Source organism: Amycolatopsis sp. NBC_00438 (genome assembly GCF_036026695.1).
Lineage (GTDB): Bacteria > Actinomycetota > Actinomycetes > Mycobacteriales > Pseudonocardiaceae > Amycolatopsis.
Genome location: NZ_CP107923.1, coordinates 9,477,559 through 9,494,937, shown reverse-complemented (window position 1 = coordinate 9,494,937; position 17,379 = coordinate 9,477,559). Strand labels below are relative to the sequence as shown.

At 70.3% G+C, this 17,379-nt stretch carries 19 protein-coding genes; 11 read left to right on the top strand and 8 right to left on the bottom strand.

All coding sequences use genetic code 11. The features are described 5' to 3' along the window. Window positions 1-42 precede the first annotated feature (42 nt). Window positions 43-1,335 (bottom strand): PhoH family protein, encoded by a 1,293-nt coding sequence (locus tag OG494_RS43875; protein WP_328449052.1) that lies wholly within the window; start codon window positions 1,333-1,335, stop codon window positions 43-45. Between the two features lie 233 nt (window positions 1,336-1,568). On the opposite strand from OG494_RS43875, the gene OG494_RS43870 reads away from it, so the two are divergent. Next, window positions 1,569-1,991 (top strand): hypothetical protein, encoded by a 423-nt coding sequence (locus tag OG494_RS43870; protein WP_328449050.1) that lies wholly within the window; start codon window positions 1,569-1,571, stop codon window positions 1,989-1,991. 66 nt (window positions 1,992-2,057) lie between these two features. Further along, window positions 2,058-2,309: a hypothetical protein gene (locus OG494_RS43865; protein WP_326944344.1), complete on the top strand. Its 252-nt coding sequence runs from the start codon at window positions 2,058-2,060 to the stop codon at window positions 2,307-2,309. Window positions 2,310-2,369: 60 nt separating this feature from the next. On the opposite strand, the gene OG494_RS43860 is transcribed toward OG494_RS43865, so the two are convergent. Further along, a complete protein-coding gene (locus tag OG494_RS43860; RefSeq protein ID WP_256475555.1) occupies window positions 2,370-3,146 on the bottom strand; it encodes an isoprenyl transferase in 777 nt (258 codons plus the stop codon). 113 nt (window positions 3,147-3,259) lie between these two features. Here OG494_RS43860 and trhA point away from each other — a divergent pair, with 113 nt between their 5' ends. Further along, window positions 3,260-3,901: a PAQR family membrane homeostasis protein TrhA gene (trhA, locus tag OG494_RS43855; RefSeq protein ID WP_328459203.1), complete on the top strand. Its 642-nt coding sequence runs from the start codon at window positions 3,260-3,262 to the stop codon at window positions 3,899-3,901. A gap of 491 nt (window positions 3,902-4,392) precedes the next feature. Here trhA and OG494_RS43845 read toward each other — a convergent pair whose 3' ends face one another. Then, a complete protein-coding gene (locus OG494_RS43845) occupies window positions 4,393-5,325 on the bottom strand; it encodes a helix-turn-helix transcriptional regulator (RefSeq protein ID WP_328449044.1) in 933 nt (310 codons plus the stop codon). 62 nt (window positions 5,326-5,387) lie between these two features. Between OG494_RS43845 and OG494_RS43840 the strand changes: the two genes are divergently transcribed. Then, a complete protein-coding gene (locus tag OG494_RS43840) occupies window positions 5,388-5,939 on the top strand; it encodes a DinB family protein (protein WP_328449042.1) in 552 nt (183 codons plus the stop codon). Between the two features lie 39 nt (window positions 5,940-5,978). On the opposite strand, the gene OG494_RS43835 is transcribed toward OG494_RS43840, so the two are convergent. Together OG494_RS43835 and OG494_RS43830 are read right to left on the bottom strand one after the other, a co-directional pair. Beyond that, window positions 5,979-6,452 (bottom strand): carboxymuconolactone decarboxylase family protein, encoded by a 474-nt coding sequence (locus tag OG494_RS43835; RefSeq protein ID WP_328449040.1) that lies wholly within the window; start codon window positions 6,450-6,452, stop codon window positions 5,979-5,981. A 72-nt stretch (window positions 6,453-6,524) separates the two neighbouring features. Further along, on the bottom strand, window positions 6,525-6,743 hold the full coding sequence (locus OG494_RS43830; RefSeq protein ID WP_328449038.1) for a hypothetical protein: 219 nt from the start codon (window positions 6,741-6,743) through the stop codon (window positions 6,525-6,527). A gap of 238 nt (window positions 6,744-6,981) precedes the next feature. Here OG494_RS43830 and OG494_RS43825 point away from each other — a divergent pair, with 238 nt between their 5' ends. Continuing rightward, a complete protein-coding gene (locus OG494_RS43825) occupies window positions 6,982-7,881 on the top strand; it encodes a PRC and DUF2382 domain-containing protein (protein ID WP_328449036.1) in 900 nt (299 codons plus the stop codon). Window positions 7,882-8,029: 148 nt separating this feature from the next. Here the strand turns inward: OG494_RS43825 and OG494_RS43820 are convergent, their stop codons facing one another. Beyond that, a complete protein-coding gene (locus tag OG494_RS43820) occupies window positions 8,030-9,919 on the bottom strand; it encodes an acyl-CoA dehydrogenase family protein (RefSeq protein ID WP_328449035.1) in 1,890 nt (629 codons plus the stop codon). A gap of 151 nt (window positions 9,920-10,070) precedes the next feature. Between OG494_RS43820 and OG494_RS43815 the strand changes: the two genes are divergently transcribed. Further along, a complete protein-coding gene (locus OG494_RS43815) occupies window positions 10,071-11,216 on the top strand; it encodes a DUF6745 domain-containing protein (protein WP_328449033.1) in 1,146 nt (381 codons plus the stop codon). A gap of 17 nt (window positions 11,217-11,233) precedes the next feature. Beyond that, entirely contained in the window at window positions 11,234-11,656 is a 423-nt protein-coding gene (locus tag OG494_RS43810; RefSeq protein ID WP_328449031.1) for a hypothetical protein, read from the top strand. Window positions 11,657-11,796: 140 nt separating this feature from the next. Here the strand turns inward: OG494_RS43810 and OG494_RS43805 are convergent, their stop codons facing one another. Then, a complete protein-coding gene (locus tag OG494_RS43805) occupies window positions 11,797-12,372 on the bottom strand; it encodes a hypothetical protein (protein WP_328449029.1) in 576 nt (191 codons plus the stop codon). Window positions 12,373-12,516: 144 nt separating this feature from the next. Continuing rightward, window positions 12,517-14,496, bottom strand: a complete 1,980-nt coding sequence (locus tag OG494_RS43800; RefSeq protein WP_328449027.1) for a thioredoxin domain-containing protein — start codon at window positions 14,494-14,496, stop codon at window positions 12,517-12,519. Window positions 14,497-14,561: 65 nt separating this feature from the next. Between OG494_RS43800 and OG494_RS43795 the strand changes: the two genes are divergently transcribed. The 4 genes from OG494_RS43795 (at window position 14,562) to OG494_RS43780 (ending at window position 17,306) form a co-directional block, all read left to right on the top strand. Further along, window positions 14,562-15,929 (top strand): 3' terminal RNA ribose 2'-O-methyltransferase Hen1, encoded by a 1,368-nt coding sequence (locus OG494_RS43795; protein ID WP_328449025.1) that lies wholly within the window; start codon window positions 14,562-14,564, stop codon window positions 15,927-15,929. 150 nt (window positions 15,930-16,079) lie between these two features. Then, window positions 16,080-16,244, top strand: a complete 165-nt coding sequence (locus OG494_RS43790) for a hypothetical protein (RefSeq protein WP_328449023.1) — start codon at window positions 16,080-16,082, stop codon at window positions 16,242-16,244. Beyond that, window positions 16,241-16,813, top strand: a complete 573-nt coding sequence (locus tag OG494_RS43785) for a hypothetical protein (RefSeq protein ID WP_328449021.1) — start codon at window positions 16,241-16,243, stop codon at window positions 16,811-16,813. Before OG494_RS43790 ends, OG494_RS43785 begins: the two co-directional genes overlap by 4 nt. Window positions 16,814-16,928: 115 nt before the next feature. Further along, a complete protein-coding gene (locus OG494_RS43780) occupies window positions 16,929-17,306 on the top strand; it encodes a hypothetical protein (RefSeq protein WP_328449019.1) in 378 nt (125 codons plus the stop codon). Window positions 17,307-17,379 lie beyond the last annotated feature (73 nt).

Here is a 17,379-nt window from a genome sequence, read left to right as displayed (position 1 = left end):
GGCTTAGATGTCCCTGAAGGTGCCCCTCACGGCACTTCAAGCTCAGCCGTGGTCCTCCAGCATTTCGGTGACCAGGGCGGCGATCGGCGAGCGCTCCGAGCGTGTCAGCGTGACGTGCGCGAAGAGCGGGTGGCCCTTGAGCTTCTCGATCACGGCCGAGACGCCGTCGTGCCGCCCGACCCGCAGGTTGTCGCGCTGCGCGACGTCGTGGGTGAGCACCACGCGCGACGCCGTGCCGAGCCGGGAGAGCACCGTCAGCAGGACGTTGCGCTCCAGGGACTGCGCCTCGTCGACGATCACGAACGCGTCGTGCAGCGAGCGGCCGCGGATGTGCGTCAGCGGCAGCACCTCGAGCATGCCGCGGTCGAACACCTCGTCCAGGACTTCCTGGCTGACCAGCGCGCCGAGGGTGTCGAACACCGCCTGCGCCCAGGGCTGCATCTTCTCGCTCTCGGACCCGGGCAGGTAACCGAGGTCCTGGCCGCCGACCGCGTAGACCGGCCGGAACACCACGACCTTGCGGTGCTGCCGGCGTTCCATCACGGCTTCGAGCCCGGCGCACAGCGCGAGCGCCGACTTGCCGGTGCCGGCGCGGCCGCCGAGGGAGACGATGCCGACGTCGGCGTCGAGCAGCAGGTCGAGCGCGATGCGCTGCTCGGCGCTGCGGCCGTGCAGGCCGAACGCCTCGCGATCGCCCCGGACCAGCCGGATGCGCTTGTCCGCCGTGATCCGGCCCAGCCCGCTGGAGCTGCCAGCGAGCAGCCGCAGCCCGGTGTGGCAGGGCAGCTCGGCGAGCTCGTCCATGCCGTACTCGACCGGGTCGACGGTGCCGCCGCCGAAGAGCGTGTCCAGCACGTCGTGCTCGACGTCCACGTCCGCCATGCCCGTCCAGCCCGACGGCGTGACGTCCTGCGCGCGGTACTCGTCCGCTTCGAGGCCCACGGCCCCGGCCTTGACCCGCAGCGGGATGTCCTTCGTCACCAGCGTGACCGCCGGGAACTCCGCCGCCAGGTTGAGCGCGCAGGCGAGGATCCGGTGGTCGTTGGAGTCGGTCCGGAACCCGATCGGGAGCACCGTCGGGTCCGAGTGGTTCAGCTCCACCTGCAGCGTGCCGCCGTGGTCCCCGATGGGGAGCGGCGCGTCGAGCCTGCCGTGCTGCCGGCGCAGGTCGTCGAGCATGCGCAGGGATTCCCGGGCGAACCAGCCGAGCTCCGGGTGGTGGCGCTTCGCCTCCAGTTCACTGATGACGACCAGCGGAAGCACGACCGCATGCTCGGCGAAGCGGGTCACCGCCCACGGGTCCGACAGAAGGACCGACGTGTCGAGCACGTACATGTGCTGCTGGGTTTCGGGCGAGGTCGAGGCTTTCTCCGGGCCAGGAACGGCACCGGTCGAAGAACGGCCAGAGGCCTTACGGGGTAAACGCTGCGCAGTCACGACGGCATCTCCCTCGAGGGCGTGTGCACCTCACGCCCGCACTCGCTGGGCCGGGCACCTCCCTGGCTGGACCACTCCGCCTGACGAGCTGTCAGGCGGCGCGGCCACGAGGGCCGGGTGCCGGCCCCCTCGTGCGTCTCGTGGGCGGCTGCGCCGCCCCCTCGATCACCGTCACGACCAGGGCCTCCCGCGAGGACCCGCACGGATCGCGTGCCCTCATCTCGGAAGGTACCCACGAATCGGTGATCGCGCAGGAAGCCAACCCGGTGATTCGCCAGATCGTCACCTCACTGTCGGTCGTCCGACATCAACGCCTGGTGACGGTGGCTCTGAGTAGTCGCCGTCTCGATCGATACCCACCCGCCCGGATGATCTTGGTCAATTCACTGACTCGGCGTATTTACAAGATCGGCTTCGGGGTTCTACCACGTTCGGTTGAGGAATGCATTTTGCGTAGCGAAGAGAGAACCGTACCGAGTGAAAGGCCCCGCATCGGGCTCACACAATGGGCGTACAAGACGTACGAGAAGCCCGATAAGCGAGTAATTTTTTGACTGCGGGACACACCACCGGTCCTCCGGTGCCCCGGATCCCAACAGTTCTATCTAGGAGTGTGCGAAGTGCTGAAGAAGGCTGGTTTCGTGGCCGCCACCGCTGCGGGCCTCATGATGATCGGCAGCACCGCGTTCGCCGCCACGACGGACGACCACGGCTACACCCCGGACCCGTCGTTCGGCGACGCCTACGCCACGTTCATCGAGGGTGGCGGCGCGCTCGGCTACGGCGCCGCGTCCCTGGTCGCCGGCGCCTACGCCGGTGTGCTGACCTCGCCGGCGCTGGTGCTGCACTCGCTGGAGCACCACCACCACTGAGTCAGGTCGCGCGCAAGGCCCCGGAGTCCGCTCCGGGGCTTTTCGCCGTGTCAGGGGTGCTCAGGAACCGAACCGGCGGTGCCGCCAGGCGTAGTCGCGGATAGCCCGCAGGAAGTCGACGCGGCGGAATGCCGGCCAATAGGCTTCGGTGAACCAGAATTCCGAATGCGCGGATTGCCAGAGCAGGAATCCGGAAAGCCGCTGTTCGCCGGAAGTGCGGATGATGAGATCCGGATCCGGCTGCCCCGAGGTGTAGAGGTGCTCGGAGATGTGGTCGACGTCGAGGATTTTCGCCAGCTCGTGAATACTCGTGCCTTCGTCGGCGTGGTGGAGCAGCAGCTTGCGCACAGCGTCCGCGATTTCCTGGCGCCCGCCGTAACCGACCGCGACGTTGACCTCCATGCCGGTGCGCCCTTCGGTGCGCGCGGCGGCTTCGCTGAGTCGCTTGGCGACTTCGGCGGGTAGCAGGTCGAGCGCCCCGACGATCCGCAGCCGCCATTGCGTACCCGGCGCGGCGAGCTCGTCGGTGACGTCGGTGATGATCTTCAGCAGCGGCGTGAGCTCGTCCGGGTCGCGGTTGAGGTTGTCGGTGGAGAGCAGCCACATGGTGACGACCTCGACGTCGGCCTCGTGGCACCAGCTCAGGAAGTCCGCGATCTTCTTCGCGCCGGCCCGATGGCCGTCCGCGACGTCCGCGAAGCCCGCTTCCCGCGCCCACCGGCGGTTGCCGTCGAGCATGATGGCGATGTGCCGGGGATGCCGGCCGCGGGCCTGCTGGATGAGGCGCCTGCCGTAGGCGCTGTACACGACGTCGGACAAGAAGGAGCGAACACTCACGTCGAGGAAGACTACGCACCCGGTGTGAGGCGTGTGACTTGACCGCTGTCCGGGAACCTACGGTCCCGTAACCTGGTTGTGTGAGTGTGACGACGGAATCCCCGGAGCCCGTAGTGGACCTGCGCCCCCGCCTCCGGGGCCACATCCACTTCTGGACGTTCTTCGGTGCCCTCGCGGCGGCGGCGGCACTGATCAGCCTGGCCGCGTCCACAGTGTCCGCGATCGCCACTCTGGCGGTGTCGATCTACGGCGTCACGATCCTGGGCCTGTTCGGCGTGAGCGCGCTGTACCACCGCCGGCTGTGGAGCCCCCGCGCGTACAAGTGGATGAAGCGGGCGGATCACTCGATGATCTTCCTGTTCATCGCGGGCACGTACACCCCGTTCACCCTGCTGGCGATGCCCAAGCCCACGGGCTACGTGGTCCTCTCGATCGTCTGGGGCGGCGCTGTCCTCGGCGTGGCGCTGAAGATGCTGTGGCCCCACGCACCGCGCTGGCTGGGCGTGCCGATCTACATAGCGCTGGGCTACGTAGCGGTGTTCGTCTTCCCGGAGCTGCTGTCCCACGCGGGCGTGGCGGCTTTGGTGCTGCTGTGCGTGGGCGGGCTGTTCTACACCCTGGGCGCGGCGTTCTACGGCTTCAAGTGGCCCAACCACTGGCCGGATACGTTCGGGTACCACGAGTACTTCCACGCGTGCACGGTGCTGGCGGCGATTTGCCACTACATCGCGATCTGGTTGGCCATGTACGCCTAGTGTCCTGAGTCGTTAATTCGTCGGCAGTAGGCGGCGACTGACTCAAGGATCTGATCAGGGGTGCGGGTCCGGACGTAGGGCCGAGGGTTGGTGTTCCACTGGGCGATCCAGTCTCGGATGTCGCGTTCAAGGGCCGTGACTGAGCGGAGGACACCGCGGCGGAGCAGTTTGGCGGTGATCTCAGCGAAGAACCGTTCGACGAGGTTGAGCCAGCTGGAGCCGGTCGGGGTGAAGTGCAAGTGGTACCGGGGTTCTTGAGCAGCCAGGCACCACGTGGACCTCGAGCCCGGCGGGCACGTTCTTGTCGATGGTGCGCAGCAACGCGAGGAACTCCTGGTACCGATCCGGTGCCGTCGAAGCGCGGTGCCGGTGTGATCTCAACGCCGGACCGGTGCTCGCCGACCTCGACAGCATGTCCGATCGGCCGCTCACCCCAGAGCAGTGCGCCGCCGTCCGGGGGCCGTTTCTGATCCGGCAGCACACCGTGCTCATCACCGGGCAGCGGCCGCGGTGTACCTAGTGGCCAGTTCGGCGAACGCTTCCCTCAGCTCCGGAGGGCCGACCACCTCGATGTCCGCGTCGAACCGGCCGAAGGATGCCGCCAAGGCCGGCCATGACCAGGCACCCATCGCCACCCGGCAATGCGAAACGTCCAGCGCCTCGACCAGTCCCTCGTGGACATACGGCGCCACCTCCGCGGCCGGCGCGGCGAGGATCACCTCGCCCTGGCAGGGCAATTCCGGAGTCGAAGATCCCCGGAAACGGGACGTCACGAAGGCGCCCACGTCGCCCAGCTCACGCGGCTTGAAACGCGGCCCGGTCGGCGTTCGCGGGGTGATGCGGTCCGCGCGGAACGTGCGCCAGTCCTCGCGGTCCAGGTCCCACGCCACCAGGTACCAGCGGCCTCCCCACGTGATCAGGTGGTGGGGCTCGGCTCGGCGTAGCGCCGACGCGTAGTCGAAACGCAGGACCTCGGCCGCGTGGATTGCCGTGCTCAGGGCCAGCAACACCCCTGGGGACGCCTGGGCGGACGAGGGGCGGGCGACGGCCGTGATCTGCAGGGTCGAGATGCGGTGACGCAGTCGCGAGGGCATCACCTGGCGGACCGTGGTCAACGCTCTCGCCGCGGCCTCCTCGATTCCTGCTCCCGTCGTGACCGCCAGCTGGAGGGCGACCGCCAGGGCCACTGCCTGGTCGTCGTCGAACAACAGGGGTGGCAGTTCGGTGCCGGCGTCCAGGCGGTAGCCGCCGTCCGGGCCCTTGATCGCCGCTATCGGGTAGCCGAGTTCTCGCAGGCGGTCGACGTCTCGGCGGACCGTGCGCGGGCTGATCTCCAGGCGCTCGGCCAGCAGCGCCCCCGGCCAGTCGCGGCGGGACTGGAGCAACGAGAGCAACGACAGCAGGCGGCCCGAGGTCTTCGGCATGGGTTCCATGATGCCCCGAGAAGAGGACACTTCCTGGCCGCTACCCCTGCGAGGGTGGTCCTATGCCAGAGAACAACGAAACCGCCGACCTGATCGCCGAGCTCGCCGTCGCGCGGGCTGCCCTGACGAACACCGTCCGGGACCTCACCGACGAGCAGCTCGGCGAACACCCGACCGTCTCCGCCCTGTGCCTGGGCGGGCTGATCAAGCACGTCGCGACCATCGAGGAAGGGTGGCTGCGCTGGGCCGTCGAAGGGCCCTCGGCGCTGCGCTACGACCTGCCCGACGGCGTGACCTGGGCCGACTTCGCCGGCGGGACCGCTCGGGAGTACCCGCAGTGGGCCATCGATCACCAGAACGAGTTCCGGATGCTGCCCGGCGACTCCCTCGCCGGGATCCTCAAGCGCTACGAGGAGGTCGCCGCCCGGACCGCGGAGGTCGTCGCCACCGTGGACCTTTCGGCGACGCACCTCCTGCCGGAGGCGCCCTGGAACGAGCCGGGCGCCGTGCGCAGCGTGCGGCGGGTGCTGCTGCACGTCATCGCCGAGACCGCGCAGCACGCCGGGCACGCGGACATCCTGCGTGAGGCGCTTGACGGGCAGAAGTCGTCCTGACGCGCGGAAGGGGACTCGCGAGAGTCCCCTTCCCCCAGTTCAGGCCCACATTCCCGGCTGGTAGTCACCCGCCGGGTTGCGGACGATCACGTTCAGCCGGTTCCAGGCGTTGATCATCGCCACGAGCACGACCAGCGCGCCGACCTGCTCGTCGTCGAAGTGCTTGCGGACCTCGGCCCACGTGTCGTCGCCGACGCCGTGGTGGTTGTCCGCCAGGCGCGTGCCCTCCTCCGCCAGGGCCAGCGCCGCGCGCTCCGCTTCGGTGAACACCGTCGCCTCGCGCCAGGCCGCCACCAGGTTCAGGCGCAGGGACGTCTCGCCCGCGTGGGCCGCGTCCTTCGTGTGCATGTCCAGGCAGACGCCGCAGCCGTTGATCTGGCTGGCCCGGATCTTCACCAGCTCCTGCGTCGCCTTGGGCAGCGTCGACTCCTCGACGGGGCGGGACGCCGCGACGAGGCGCTTGACGAACTTGCCGGCAACCTCGTTCTCGAACATGTCGAGCCGTGCATCCATGGTCTTTTCCTTCCCTCGTCCGGTTTCACCCCCTTGACGAAGCCGCGCGCGACGTTGTGACAGTGGCGCCGGTCACACGAACTGCTTCGCCGCGTCCCGGGCGGCCGCCGCGAGGTTGACCAGGAAGCGCGCGAACTCGGACTCTTCCGCGCGGTTGCGCGGCGGCGCGAGCGTCACCGTCACTTCGCCGAGCTTCAGCACCACCGCCGGCAGCGGGTGGTCCCAGCCGACGAACTGCATCACGGCGTCCGCGTCGGCCGGGACGCGCCACATCACTTCGCACTCGTCCATGCCCTGTCTTTCCCAGCCACCCGGGGTTACACACCTTCGCACCAACCCCGGGCCCGCGGATCGCGCCGCGGGCCATGGCTCTGACCTGCGGCGACACCTCGGACTTAGCCCGCGGGCGGTGCTTCAAACTCGCACCTTCGGGGGTCACCCACAGGGACACCACGACGGTTGCCGTGATCAAGGCCACGACCGACCGTTGCCCCAGACACACTCAACGCGTGGAAGGAGCAGCACCGCGATGGCCAAGACCATGCAGCCCCAGGAGCTCATCGACAGTGCCGTCGTCGACCCGAACGGCCACAAGCTCGGGAAGGTCGGCAACGTCTACCTCGCCGACGCGACGCACCAGCCGGAGTGGATCACGGTGAAGACCGGCCTCTTCGGGACCAAGGAGAGCTTCGTCCCGCTTTCCGGCGCGCACACCGACCAGGACGGCGTGCACGTCCAGGTCGACAAGGACAGCGTCTCCGACGCGCCCCGCATCGACGCCGACGGTCACCTCTCGCCGGAGGAGAGCGCGCAGCTTTACAAGCACTACGGCCTGCCGGTGCCGCGGACGTCGCCCGACGGGCGGATGGACGACCGGATGGCGCAGGGCAAGGGCAACGGCCGTGAGCAGTCCGGAATGGACAGTGCGGGGACCCGGCAGGCCGCCATGGGCGACGCCGGCCGCGGCCGGTCCGAAATGGACAGCGCGGGCCGCGGGCGGTCCGAAATGGACGCCGCCGGCCGGGACAAGGCGGGCCGCGACAAGATGGGCCGCGACGGCGACCGGACCATGACGCGCTCCGAGGAGCGGCTGAACGTCGGGACCGAGCAGGTCGAGACCGGGCACGTGCGGCTGCGCAAGTACGTCGTCACCGAAGAGCAGCAGATCACCGTGCCGGTGAGCCACGAAGAGGTGCGCATCGAGCGCGAGCCGATCAAGGACGGCGCCGGCGGGCGGGCCGAGATCGGCGAGGACGAGCAGGACATCATCCTGCACGCCGAAAAGCCGGTCGTGAACAAGGAAACCGTGGCCGTCGAGCGGGCACGCCTCAAGACCGAGACGGTCACCGAGGACCAGACGGTGTCGGGCAAGGTCCGCAAGGAGCAGTTCGAGGTCACCGACGACAACGGCAAGCACCGCAAGTCGTAACCCTGAGCGGGCGGCCGGCTCCCCGAAGCCGAGCCGCCCGGGGTGCACGGCGGCAGCCGGGGCGGACGCGCACAGCGCGCCGCCCCTTTGTCGTCGGTGCCGCACGTCGAACGCCGGAACCGAGGCAACCCCGGTTCCGGCGAGCGGGTCAGGACGTCAGCATCGGCGCGCGGAGGAACTGCTCCGGGATCGCGAACGCGTCCACCAGGGTCCGGGCGTGCGGGCGCAGCTCCGCGCACAGGCCGTTCACCGCCGCCGTAACGGCTTTTCCACGGGACGCCGACAGGCGGCCGTGGCCCAGGAACCAGGCCAGGTCCTCTTCGATCGCCGACAGCGCGTACAGGTCGCAGACGCGCTCCAGCACCGTGCGGGCTTCCGGGTCCTCGCACCGCTCGACGGCCCCGGCGAACGCCGTAAGGATCAGGCGTTCGACGTGCACCCGGCCGGCGCGCAGCACGTGGTCCTGGGCCGCGTTGAACACGCCGAACGGGTCGTCACCCGCCTTGCGCAAGCGCTTCACCACGCCCTCGACGACGTGCTCCTCGCGGTCCTCGAACAGCCCGAGCTGCCAGTCGCGGCGGAAGAACACGTCCGAATCGGACGCCTCGGTGAGCCGTTCGAACGCCTTGCGCGCGGACGTCCGCTCCAGCACGGTGCTGACCACCTGCTCGGCGAAGAACCGCGCCGTCGCCAGCGGGCTCAGGTCCTCGAAGTCCTGCTTGAAGCTGGTCAGCAGGCCCTTCGCGACCAGCTGCAGCAGCACCGTGTTATCGCCTTCGAACGTCGTGAAGACGTCCGTGTCGGCTTTCAGCCCGGCCAGCAGGTTCTCCGAGAGGTAACCCGAGCCGCCGCACGCCTCGCGCGCGGTCTGGATCGTCGCCGTCGCGTGCCAGGTGTTCGCCGCCTTCAGCCCGGCCGCGCGGGACTCCAGCTCACGCTGTTCTTCTTCCGGCGCCGACGAGTCGATGTCGTGCAGTTTCGAGACCAGCTCCTCCTGGGCGAAGTGCAGCGCGTACGTCTTCGCCAGCGCGGGCAGCAGTTTCCGCTGGTGCGCCAGGTAGTCGAGGACGACGACCTCGTCGCCGCCCGGCTTCGTGAACTGGCGGCGGACCTCGCCGTAGCGGACAGCCAGCGCCAGCGCGCGTTTCGTCGCGCTGCCCGCGCTGCCGCCGACGCTCACCCGGCCGCGGATCAGCGCGCCCAGCATCGTGAAGAAGCGACGGCTGTCGCTCTCGATCGGGCTCGAGTACGCGCCGGACTCGTCGACGTCGCCGAAGCGGTTCAGCAGGGCCTCGCGCGGGACCCGGACGTTGCCGAAGCTCAACCGTCCATTGTCGACGCCGTTCAGGCCCGCCTTGGGACCGCAGTCCTCGATGGACACTCCGGGAGCGGGATTGCCGTCCTCGTCCCGGATCGGCACCAGGAACGCGTGCACACCGCGGGACTCGTCGCCGGTGATCAGCTGCGCGAACACCACGGCCATCCGGCCGTCGCGGGCCGCGTTGCCGATGTATTCCTTCTTGGCCATGGTGTCCGGCGTGTGCAGCACGAACCTGCCGTCGGCAAAGGTCGCGGTGGTGCGCAGGTGCTGGACGTCGGAACCGTGGCCGTGCTCGGTCATCGCGAAACAGCCGAGCAGGTCGAGGTCCTTGATCTCACGCAGGTACTTCGAGTGGTGGCGTTCGGTGCCCAGCAGCTGGACGGCGCCGCCGAACAGTCCCCATTGGACGCCGGCCTTCACCATCAGCGACAGGTCGCCGAAGCCGAGCATCTCGAACGACGTCACCGAGCCGCCGACGTCACCGCCCCCGCCGTAGGCCGGGTCGAAACCCAGCCCGGGCCGGTCGGTCGCGGCGAGCGCGCGCAGCTGGTCGAGCACCTGGGCGCGGTGGGCCTCGACGTCGAGGTCGATCGGATCACGGAACTCCGAGCCGCTCATCTCGGCGCGCACGCCACGGCGCAGCTCGGCCCAGCGGCCGTCGAGGACGGCGGTCAGCGCGTCCGGATCCACCTTCGCGGGCACATTGGGCACGTCCACGGCTTCCTCCGAAAAGTACTTGCTACTCGTTAGTAGTCAGCGTGCCCCAGCCGCGTGGATCCCGCAGGTTCAGATCACCCTTGCGTGGTCCACGGAACACCTGTAATCATCGGATCATGTCGATCCGAAAGGGCGTGCGCGCCCTGGTGCGTTGAGCACCCCGCGGCGGGAACCCCGCCGCATCCCCGTCCCGGCCGAGCATTCCCGGGCTCCCGAAATCCGCGATGAGTGGCTGCGCCACGCGCTGAGCACCGAACCCGCCGAGCGCGGGACCGCGGAAGCCGTCATCAGCGAGTTGTACGCGCTGGCCGGGCAGTCACCACCCGAGTTCGCCTGGGTCGGTTCGCCCGCGGCCGCCGTCGCGCTGATCCCACCCGCGCAAGCGCTTTCGCTCGGCGGTGACCTGCCGGTCGAAGCACTGATAGCGACGCTGGTGACGTCCCTGCGCGAGCGGCTCGACCAGTACGTCGGGGCCTGGCGGGACCGGTACCGGTGGCCGGACCCGCCGCGCGGCGGCGCTTCGGTGCGCGAACTCCTCAACAACGGTGTCGCGCCCGCGTTGCGCCGGACGATCCGGGACTCGGTCGCCTGGGTGCTGCGCGGCGAGCTCGCGACGTCGTCCGGGCTGCACTGGTACGGCCAGCAGGACGCCTACTGGGTCGCGCACTACGACCTCCACCGGCGGGTCGACGGCGTGCGGTTCGCCCTCGGCGACGTCGCGCAGTTGGACCTGTGGGCGACGCTCGCCCGGTCCTGCGGCTGGTGGTGGCCCCGCGAAAACGTTTGCGTCATTGCCGAACGGCCGCTCGTCGCGCGCACCGAACAGCTGCCGTCGGACCACGGCGAAGCCCGGCTGCACAACGGGAACGGGCCGGCGATGGCGTTCCCCGACGGCTGGACCGTGCACGCGTGGCACGGAACGCGGGTGCCGTCCTGGGTGATCGACGCGCCGACGGCGGACCGGATCACCAGCGAGCGCAACGTCGAAGTGCGCCGCTGCGCGATCGAGCACGTCGGCTGGGCGGCCTTCGTCGAAGACGCCGGCCTGGAACTCCTCGCCCACGCCGAGGATCCCGGCAACCCCGGCTGCGAACTCCTGCTCTACAACGCGTGGCCGGAGCCGTGGCGCGCGCCCGCCCGGCTGTTGCTGGCGGTGAACGGCTCCGTCGAGCGCGACGGCACCCGCCGCCGTTACGGACTGCGTGTCCCCGCCGGATTCGACCATCCCCTCGACGCCGCCGGCTGGACGTACGGGCTCAGCGGAGCCCAGTACGCGCAGCTGCGGCGTCGGACCTGAACCCCATAGGTGATCGCATGTATCTCGCAGAACTGCTCGACCACACCGGACTCGACGTCCTCGGCCACCTCGACCGGCAGGTCGCCGTCCCGGTGATCGACGGGCTCCAGGCCCAAGGCGACCTGATCGTCGTCCCGGCAGAGATGACCGGCGTCGACGTCCACGGCTGGCGCCCCCTGCCCGAGGAGGGCGTGGAACTCGTCCGCGGCGAAGACGGCAACAACCCGCACACCCTCGTCGCCGAACACGGCTCGTGCCGGCTGACGACCTGGGTGAACGACCCCGAAGGCCTGGCGATCGCGATGGTGCGCAACGCCCTGCCGGTGTACCTCGTGCACCCGGAGCACGGGGCGACCGGCATCGCCCCGGGCTGCTGGGTCGTGCGCCGGCAGCGCGAGGCGGGTTTCGGGTTCCGGAAGGCGATCCTGGTCGCCGACTGATCGTGCGTGGCGGGGTGCCGCCGAGGGGGCAGCACCCCGCCACGCGCCGACGGCGGTCGCGTGTCGCCTCCAGGCGGCTGGACCTCCGTCGCTCGCCACCAGCGGCGGGGTGCCGCCGAGGGGGCGGCACCCCACGTGCGTCAGGCCAGGTCCGGGCCCTTCGAGCGCAGGTCGTCGACCTTGGTCATGGCTTCGCGCAGGTCGCCGAGCCAGCTGTCGGCGTGCTCGCCGACCAGGCGCACCGCCCAGGCCAGCGCCTCCGACCGCGAGCGCGCGACGCCGGCGTCCACCAGTGTGTCGAGCACCAGGCGTTCCGGCTGCCGGAGCCGGGTCATCACCGGCGCCGAGTGGGTGGTGAACAGCACGGTCGTGCCGCCGAGCTTGGTGCCCCAGGAGACTTTCCGCTGGTAGCGGTGCTCGGCCTGGCGCGCGATCTCGATGCGCTCGTCGCGCGTCTCCTCGCGGTAGCGGCTGATCCGGCCGTCCTCGGCCGCGGCGCGGGCCGCGTCGTCGGCGTACTCCTCGGTGAGCGCCGGCAGCTCGCCGATCACGATGATCTCTTCCCGGTCGACCGTGACCTCCGGCGCTCCGGTGAACCAGCCCTCGGGCAGGCGCCCGCCGAACCAGGCCGCCGCGTCGTCCGCCGAAGGCACCTCGCCCTGCTGCCAGCCGCCGCCGCCCTTCCAGCCGCTGCCGCCTTTCCAGCCTCGTCCCATGCCGCACCTCCGATTACATGATTACAACGCTACCGACGCTACGCCGGAAACACCTGATTGCGGACGTCGTTCACCCAGAGCGCAAAGCCGTGAAGGCCCCCTTGAGGGACTCTGAGTCCCTCAAGGGGGCCTTCACGGACCGGGTCAGAGCTGGGCGGCGAGAGCTTCCGGGGTGGTGACCGGGCGGTCGCAGACGTAACCGCGGCAGACGTACGCCGCCGCGGCGCCGGCCACCAGCGGGCGGTCGGCCAGCAGGGGGACGCCTGGGGCGTCCGGCGAACCCGCCAGCACGATGCCGCCGCCGTGGACGCCCCGGGCCGCCGCGAGCCGCAACGCCGGGTCCGCGCCGACCACCGCGACCTGCACCGGACCGGCCTGCATCGCCTCGGCGACCGACAGCCAGTGCCCGGCGAACCGCGGCACCCGGCCGGCGAGCACGCCGACCCGGCGAACCGCCTGCTCGGCGGCCTCGCGATAGCGCCCGACGTTCTCGTGACCCGCGAGCGCGGACGCCGTCAGCAGCGCACCGGCCAGCGCCGATGCCCCCGCCGGGCTGGCGTTGTCGCCCGGGTCGGCCGGGCGCTGGACCAGCGTCTCGGCGTCGTCGGCCGTGTCGAAGTACGCGCCCGGGACATCCGGGGACGCGAAGTGCGTCAGCGCCAGGTCGAGCAGCCGGGTCGCCTCGGTGAGCCACTTCGCCTCGCCCGTGGCCTGGTGCAGGGCCAGAAATCCGTCGGCGACGCAGGCGTAGTCCTCCAGCACGCCGGCCGACTCGCCGACGACACCGTCGCGGGAGCTGCGTCGCAACCGGCCGTCGACGACGTGGACGCGCAGCAGCAAGTCAGCCGCGTCACGGGCCCATTCGATCCACTGTGGACGATCGAGAGCGACGCCCGCCTCGGCCAAAGCCGTGATCACCAGGCCGTTCCAGGACGCGATCACCTTGTCGTCACGGCCCGGCTGCGGCCGTTTCGCCCGCTCGTCGAGGAGCTTGAACCGGATGTCCTCGAACGGCGTGTCCGCGAGCAGGCGCAACGTCGACGCGCCGTCCTCGAAAGTCCCCTCGGGCGTGACGCCGAACAGGTCGGCGGCCACCTTGCCGTCCTCCTCGCCGAGGACTTCACGCAACTGCGCCGGCGTCCAGACGTAGGTCAGGCCTTCGACGCCGTCGGTGTCCGCGTCCAGCGACGACGCGAAGCCGCCTTCGGCCGTCCGCAGTTCCGCGGCGAGGAACTCGGCCGTCCCGGTGGCGACGCGCGACGCGGTCCGCGAGCCGGTGCGGCGCGAGAGGTGGGCGTAGAACCGCAGGAGCAACGCGTTGTCGTACAACATCTTCTCGAAGTGCGGCACGATCCACTCGGCGTCCACGGAGTACCGGGCGAAGCCGCCGCCGAGCTGGTCGTACAGCCCGCCGCGCGCCATCGCCTCCGCTGTCGCGTCCACCAGGGACAATGCCGTCTCAGATCCGGTGCGCTCGTAGTGGCGCAGCAGGAACTCCAGCACCATCGACGGCGGGAACTTCGGCGCGCGGCCGAACCCGCCGTTGACCGGATCAGCTTCCCCCTGAAGCTTTTCCACGGCGGCCGCGAGCACGGCTTCGTCCACAACGGACTCCTGCAGCGGCCCGGTCTGCTCGGCGATGTGCGCGACGATCTGCTTCGCGCCCTCCAGCAGCTCGCCGGGCCGTTCCTGCCAGGCCTCGGCGACGGCGGACAGCAGCTGCCGGAACGACGGCATCCCCGGCCGCGGCGTCGGCGGGTAGTAGGTGCCGCAGTGGAACGGCTCGCCGTCCGGGGTGAGGAAGCAGGTCATCGGCCAGCCGCCCTGCCCGGTCATCGCCTGCGTGGCGGCCATGTACACCGCGTCGATGTCCGGCCGCTCCTCGCGATCGACCTTGATGTTGACGAAGTTCTCGTTCATCTCTGCCGCGGTCCCGGCGTCTTCGAACGACTCGTGCGCCATGACGTGACACCAGTGGCACGCGGCGTAGCCCACGGACAACAGGATGGGCACGTTCCGCCGCCGCGCCTCGGCGAGCGCGTCCGCGCCCCACTGCCACCACTCGACCGGGTTCTCCGCGTGCTGGAGCAGGTACGGGCTGGTCGCACTGGCGAGGCGGTTCATGCCTTCAGGGTCGCACTCCGGAAAACCGGGCGCGCGGTCACCAGGGCGTCAGCCACACTTGCGCGGTGCTGTTGACCATCACGACCACCCGTACCCCCGCCACCGATCTGGGCTTCCTCCTGCACAAGCATCCGGAGAAGGCCCAGTCGGTCGCGCTTTCCGCCGGCACCGCGCACGTCTTCTACCCCGAGGCGACGCCGGCGAAGTGCACCGCCGCGTTGTTCGTCGAGATCGATGCGATCGAGCTCGTGCGCGGCGGCGGGACGTCGTTGACGCAGTACGTCAACGACCGGCCGTACGCCGGTGGCTCGTACCTCGCGGTGGCGCTGCGGGCGGCGTTCACGACGGCGCTCGCCGGGCGCTGCGCCGCGCGTCCCGAACTCGTCGACGAGGCCTTCGAACTGGAGATCCGCGTGCCGTCGCTGTCCGCGCGCGGTGGCGCGGAGGTGGTGCACAAGCTCTTCGAGCCGCTCGGCTGGCAGGTCACGGCGACGCCGATCCCGCTCGACCCGGAGTTCCCGCAGTGGGGCGAGAGTCGCTATGTCGACTTGACGCTCACCGGTACCCAGCGGGTCGCCGACGCGCTGCGCCACCTCTACGTCCTGCTGCCCGCCCTCGACGGCGACAAGCACTACTGGGTCGGGCAGGACGAGGCCGACAAGCTGCTGCGCGCCGGCGAAGGCTGGCTCGGCCGGCACCCCGAGCGCACGCTCATCACCAACCGCTACCTCGAGCGACGCCGTCCCGTCGTGAACTACGCGCTGTCGCGCCTCGCCGAGGCGGACGACGTCCCGGCGGAGGCCGAAGCTCTGGTCACCGAGGTTCCCGACCGGCCCGAACCGCTGTCGACGCAGCGGCACGGGAGCGTGCTCGCCGCGCTCCGGGCGGCCGGCGCCCAGCGCGTCCTCGACCTCGGCTGCGGTCCCGGTGCACTGCTGCGCGTGCTCGAGAAGGAGCCGTCGTTCACCGAGATCGTCGGCGTCGACGTCTCCGCGAGTGCGTTGGACATCGCGGAGAAGCGGCTCAAGGAGCACAGCCGCGTGACGCTGCGGCAGTCCGCGCTGACCTACGCCGACCCGGCGCTGGCCGGGTACGACGCCGCCGTGCTGATGGAGGTCGTCGAACACGTCGACGAAGAGCGGCTGCCGGCCCTGGAGCACGCCGTGTTCGGGGTCGCGGCGCCGCGGACGGTGATCGTCACGACGCCCAACGCGGAGTACAACCGGCTGTTCGAATTCCTCCCGATGGGGCATTTCCGGCACGCCGATCACCGGTTCGAATGGACCCGGGCGGAGTTCCGCGCCTGGGCCGACGGCGTCGCGGCCCGAAATCGCTACGCCGTTCGTTACCTGCCGGTCGGACCGGAGGACCAGGATTCAGGACCGCCGACCCAGCTGGCGGTTTTCACGAGTGAGAAGGAGGTGGCCGCGTGAAGCTGACCGTTCCCGAGATGTCCCTCGATATAACCCGCTAGTAGTACTTAGCAGAACCGGCGGCTGACCAGGGGCTTTCTGGCTGACAAGCCAGCGGAGCACCATCGCCGGGAGGCAGACAGGCGCCCGCTCCTACCCCAGGAGCAGCCCGTGTTCAGGTTCTTCACGCGCCTCGCCCGCGCGCTACGACGTCCGGATTCCGTGGCCCTTCGCCGCGCCGATGAGCAAATGGTCCACGCCGAGCTCGAGGCCATCGAAGCGGCGATGTGGCTCGAGCAGGCCCGTGAACTGCGCCGCCGGGCGGAAGGTCGATGAAGCGCGCTGCGGCCATCGCCGCCGCCCTGCTCGTCCTGGCCGTGCTCCTCGTAGCCCTCGCGCCCCACTCGGCATCGTCGGTGACGGCCGCCGCCTGGACGCCCACACGCGACATCGACGGTGCCGGCGCGCGATGCGACACCGCCACCGCGGCGGACGTCGCCCTGACCCGGCTCGGCGAGCACCACGTGGCCGTGTTCGTCCGCCCGCAAGCAGACCTCGATGCCGTCGTGCCCGCCGGCGCGGCCGGGTACGCCGAGCCGACGCCCGACGGGTTCGGGCGGATCACGCTCACAGCAGACCAACGCGTGCTCCCCTGCCGCTACGTGTGGTCGACGATCGCGCACGAGTGGACGCACGTCCTGCAGTACCGGGCGTGTGGCGGCTGCGACCTCTACGCCGGCGGCCGCGGCCCGCACGCCGAGATCGTGGCCGACTGCGGGAGCGTGCTCACCGGCTGGCCGGACTACTGGCCATACCTCACCGACCGCGCGAACGCCAGCGGCAGGGACGGCTGCTCGAGCAGTGAGCTCGCTGAGGCGAAGGCTCTACGTCGATGGACACGGTGAGCAGCGCCCACGCGCGGTACTCACCTGATCCGGTGAGCCTGCGCGGCGTGCGTAACGAGGTCGTTGATCGACGCGACCTGTGCCGGAAACCGCCTGACTCTGTTGGAGAGCCGTCATGAAGCCCCGCACGTTCGTCGCCATCGCCGCCTTTGCCGTTGCCCTCGGCGCGCTGATTCTGCTCGGGGTCCCGGTGAAGGCCACCGCCTCGGGCGGGCAATCCGTGGCCTGCGGCAGCGGGTTTCACACCGACACGAGCCAGGCAGAGCACGCCGCGAACGTCAACGCGCTGACGAACGCCTACGCGGCCGACGCCGGCGCGGGCTGGGCCCTCCCGGACGGCACCAAGGGCTACCAGGCGGCGTGTGACAGCGCACTGTCGACGCGGCGCGGGTTCGGCTGGGGCCTGCTCGCGCTCGGCGGGGTCGTGTTCATCGGCGCGCTGGTAGTGCAACGCCCAGCGCAGGCGGGACGGCCCCCGGCCTCGGCGGCGTAGCTGCAGGCCTCAAGACGGGTCACCCGGCCGGTACGCTGGTGCTGTACCTCTTCGCGGAGGAACGCCCCCGGGT

What these genes read in the sequence shown, in the direction of transcription:
- OG494_RS43875 (WP_328449052.1), bottom strand. Translation starts at nt 1,335, where the DNA reads ATGTACGTGCTCGACACGTCGGTCCTTCTGTCGGACCCGTGGGCGGTG.
- OG494_RS43845 (WP_328449044.1), bottom strand. Translation starts at nt 5,325, where the DNA reads ATGCCGAAGACCTCGGGCCGCCTGCTGTCGTTGCTCTCGTTGCTCCAG.
- OG494_RS43840 (WP_328449042.1), top strand. Translation starts at nt 5,388, where the DNA reads ATGCCAGAGAACAACGAAACCGCCGACCTGATCGCCGAGCTCGCCGTC.
- OG494_RS43835 (WP_328449040.1), bottom strand. Translation starts at nt 6,452, where the DNA reads ATGGATGCACGGCTCGACATGTTCGAGAACGAGGTTGCCGGCAAGTTC.
- OG494_RS43830 (WP_328449038.1), bottom strand. Translation starts at nt 6,743, where the DNA reads ATGGACGAGTGCGAAGTGATGTGGCGCGTCCCGGCCGACGCGGACGCC.
- OG494_RS43825 (WP_328449036.1), top strand. Translation starts at nt 6,982, where the DNA reads ATGGCCAAGACCATGCAGCCCCAGGAGCTCATCGACAGTGCCGTCGTC.
- OG494_RS43810 (WP_328449031.1), top strand. Translation starts at nt 11,234, where the DNA reads ATGTATCTCGCAGAACTGCTCGACCACACCGGACTCGACGTCCTCGGC.
- OG494_RS43805 (WP_328449029.1), bottom strand. Translation starts at nt 12,372, where the DNA reads ATGGGACGAGGCTGGAAAGGCGGCAGCGGCTGGAAGGGCGGCGGCGGC.
- OG494_RS43800 (WP_328449027.1), bottom strand. Translation starts at nt 14,496, where the DNA reads ATGAACCGCCTCGCCAGTGCGACCAGCCCGTACCTGCTCCAGCACGCG.
- OG494_RS43785 (WP_328449021.1), top strand. Translation starts at nt 16,241, where the DNA reads ATGAAGCGCGCTGCGGCCATCGCCGCCGCCCTGCTCGTCCTGGCCGTG.
- OG494_RS43780 (WP_328449019.1), top strand. Translation starts at nt 16,929, where the DNA reads ATGAAGCCCCGCACGTTCGTCGCCATCGCCGCCTTTGCCGTTGCCCTC.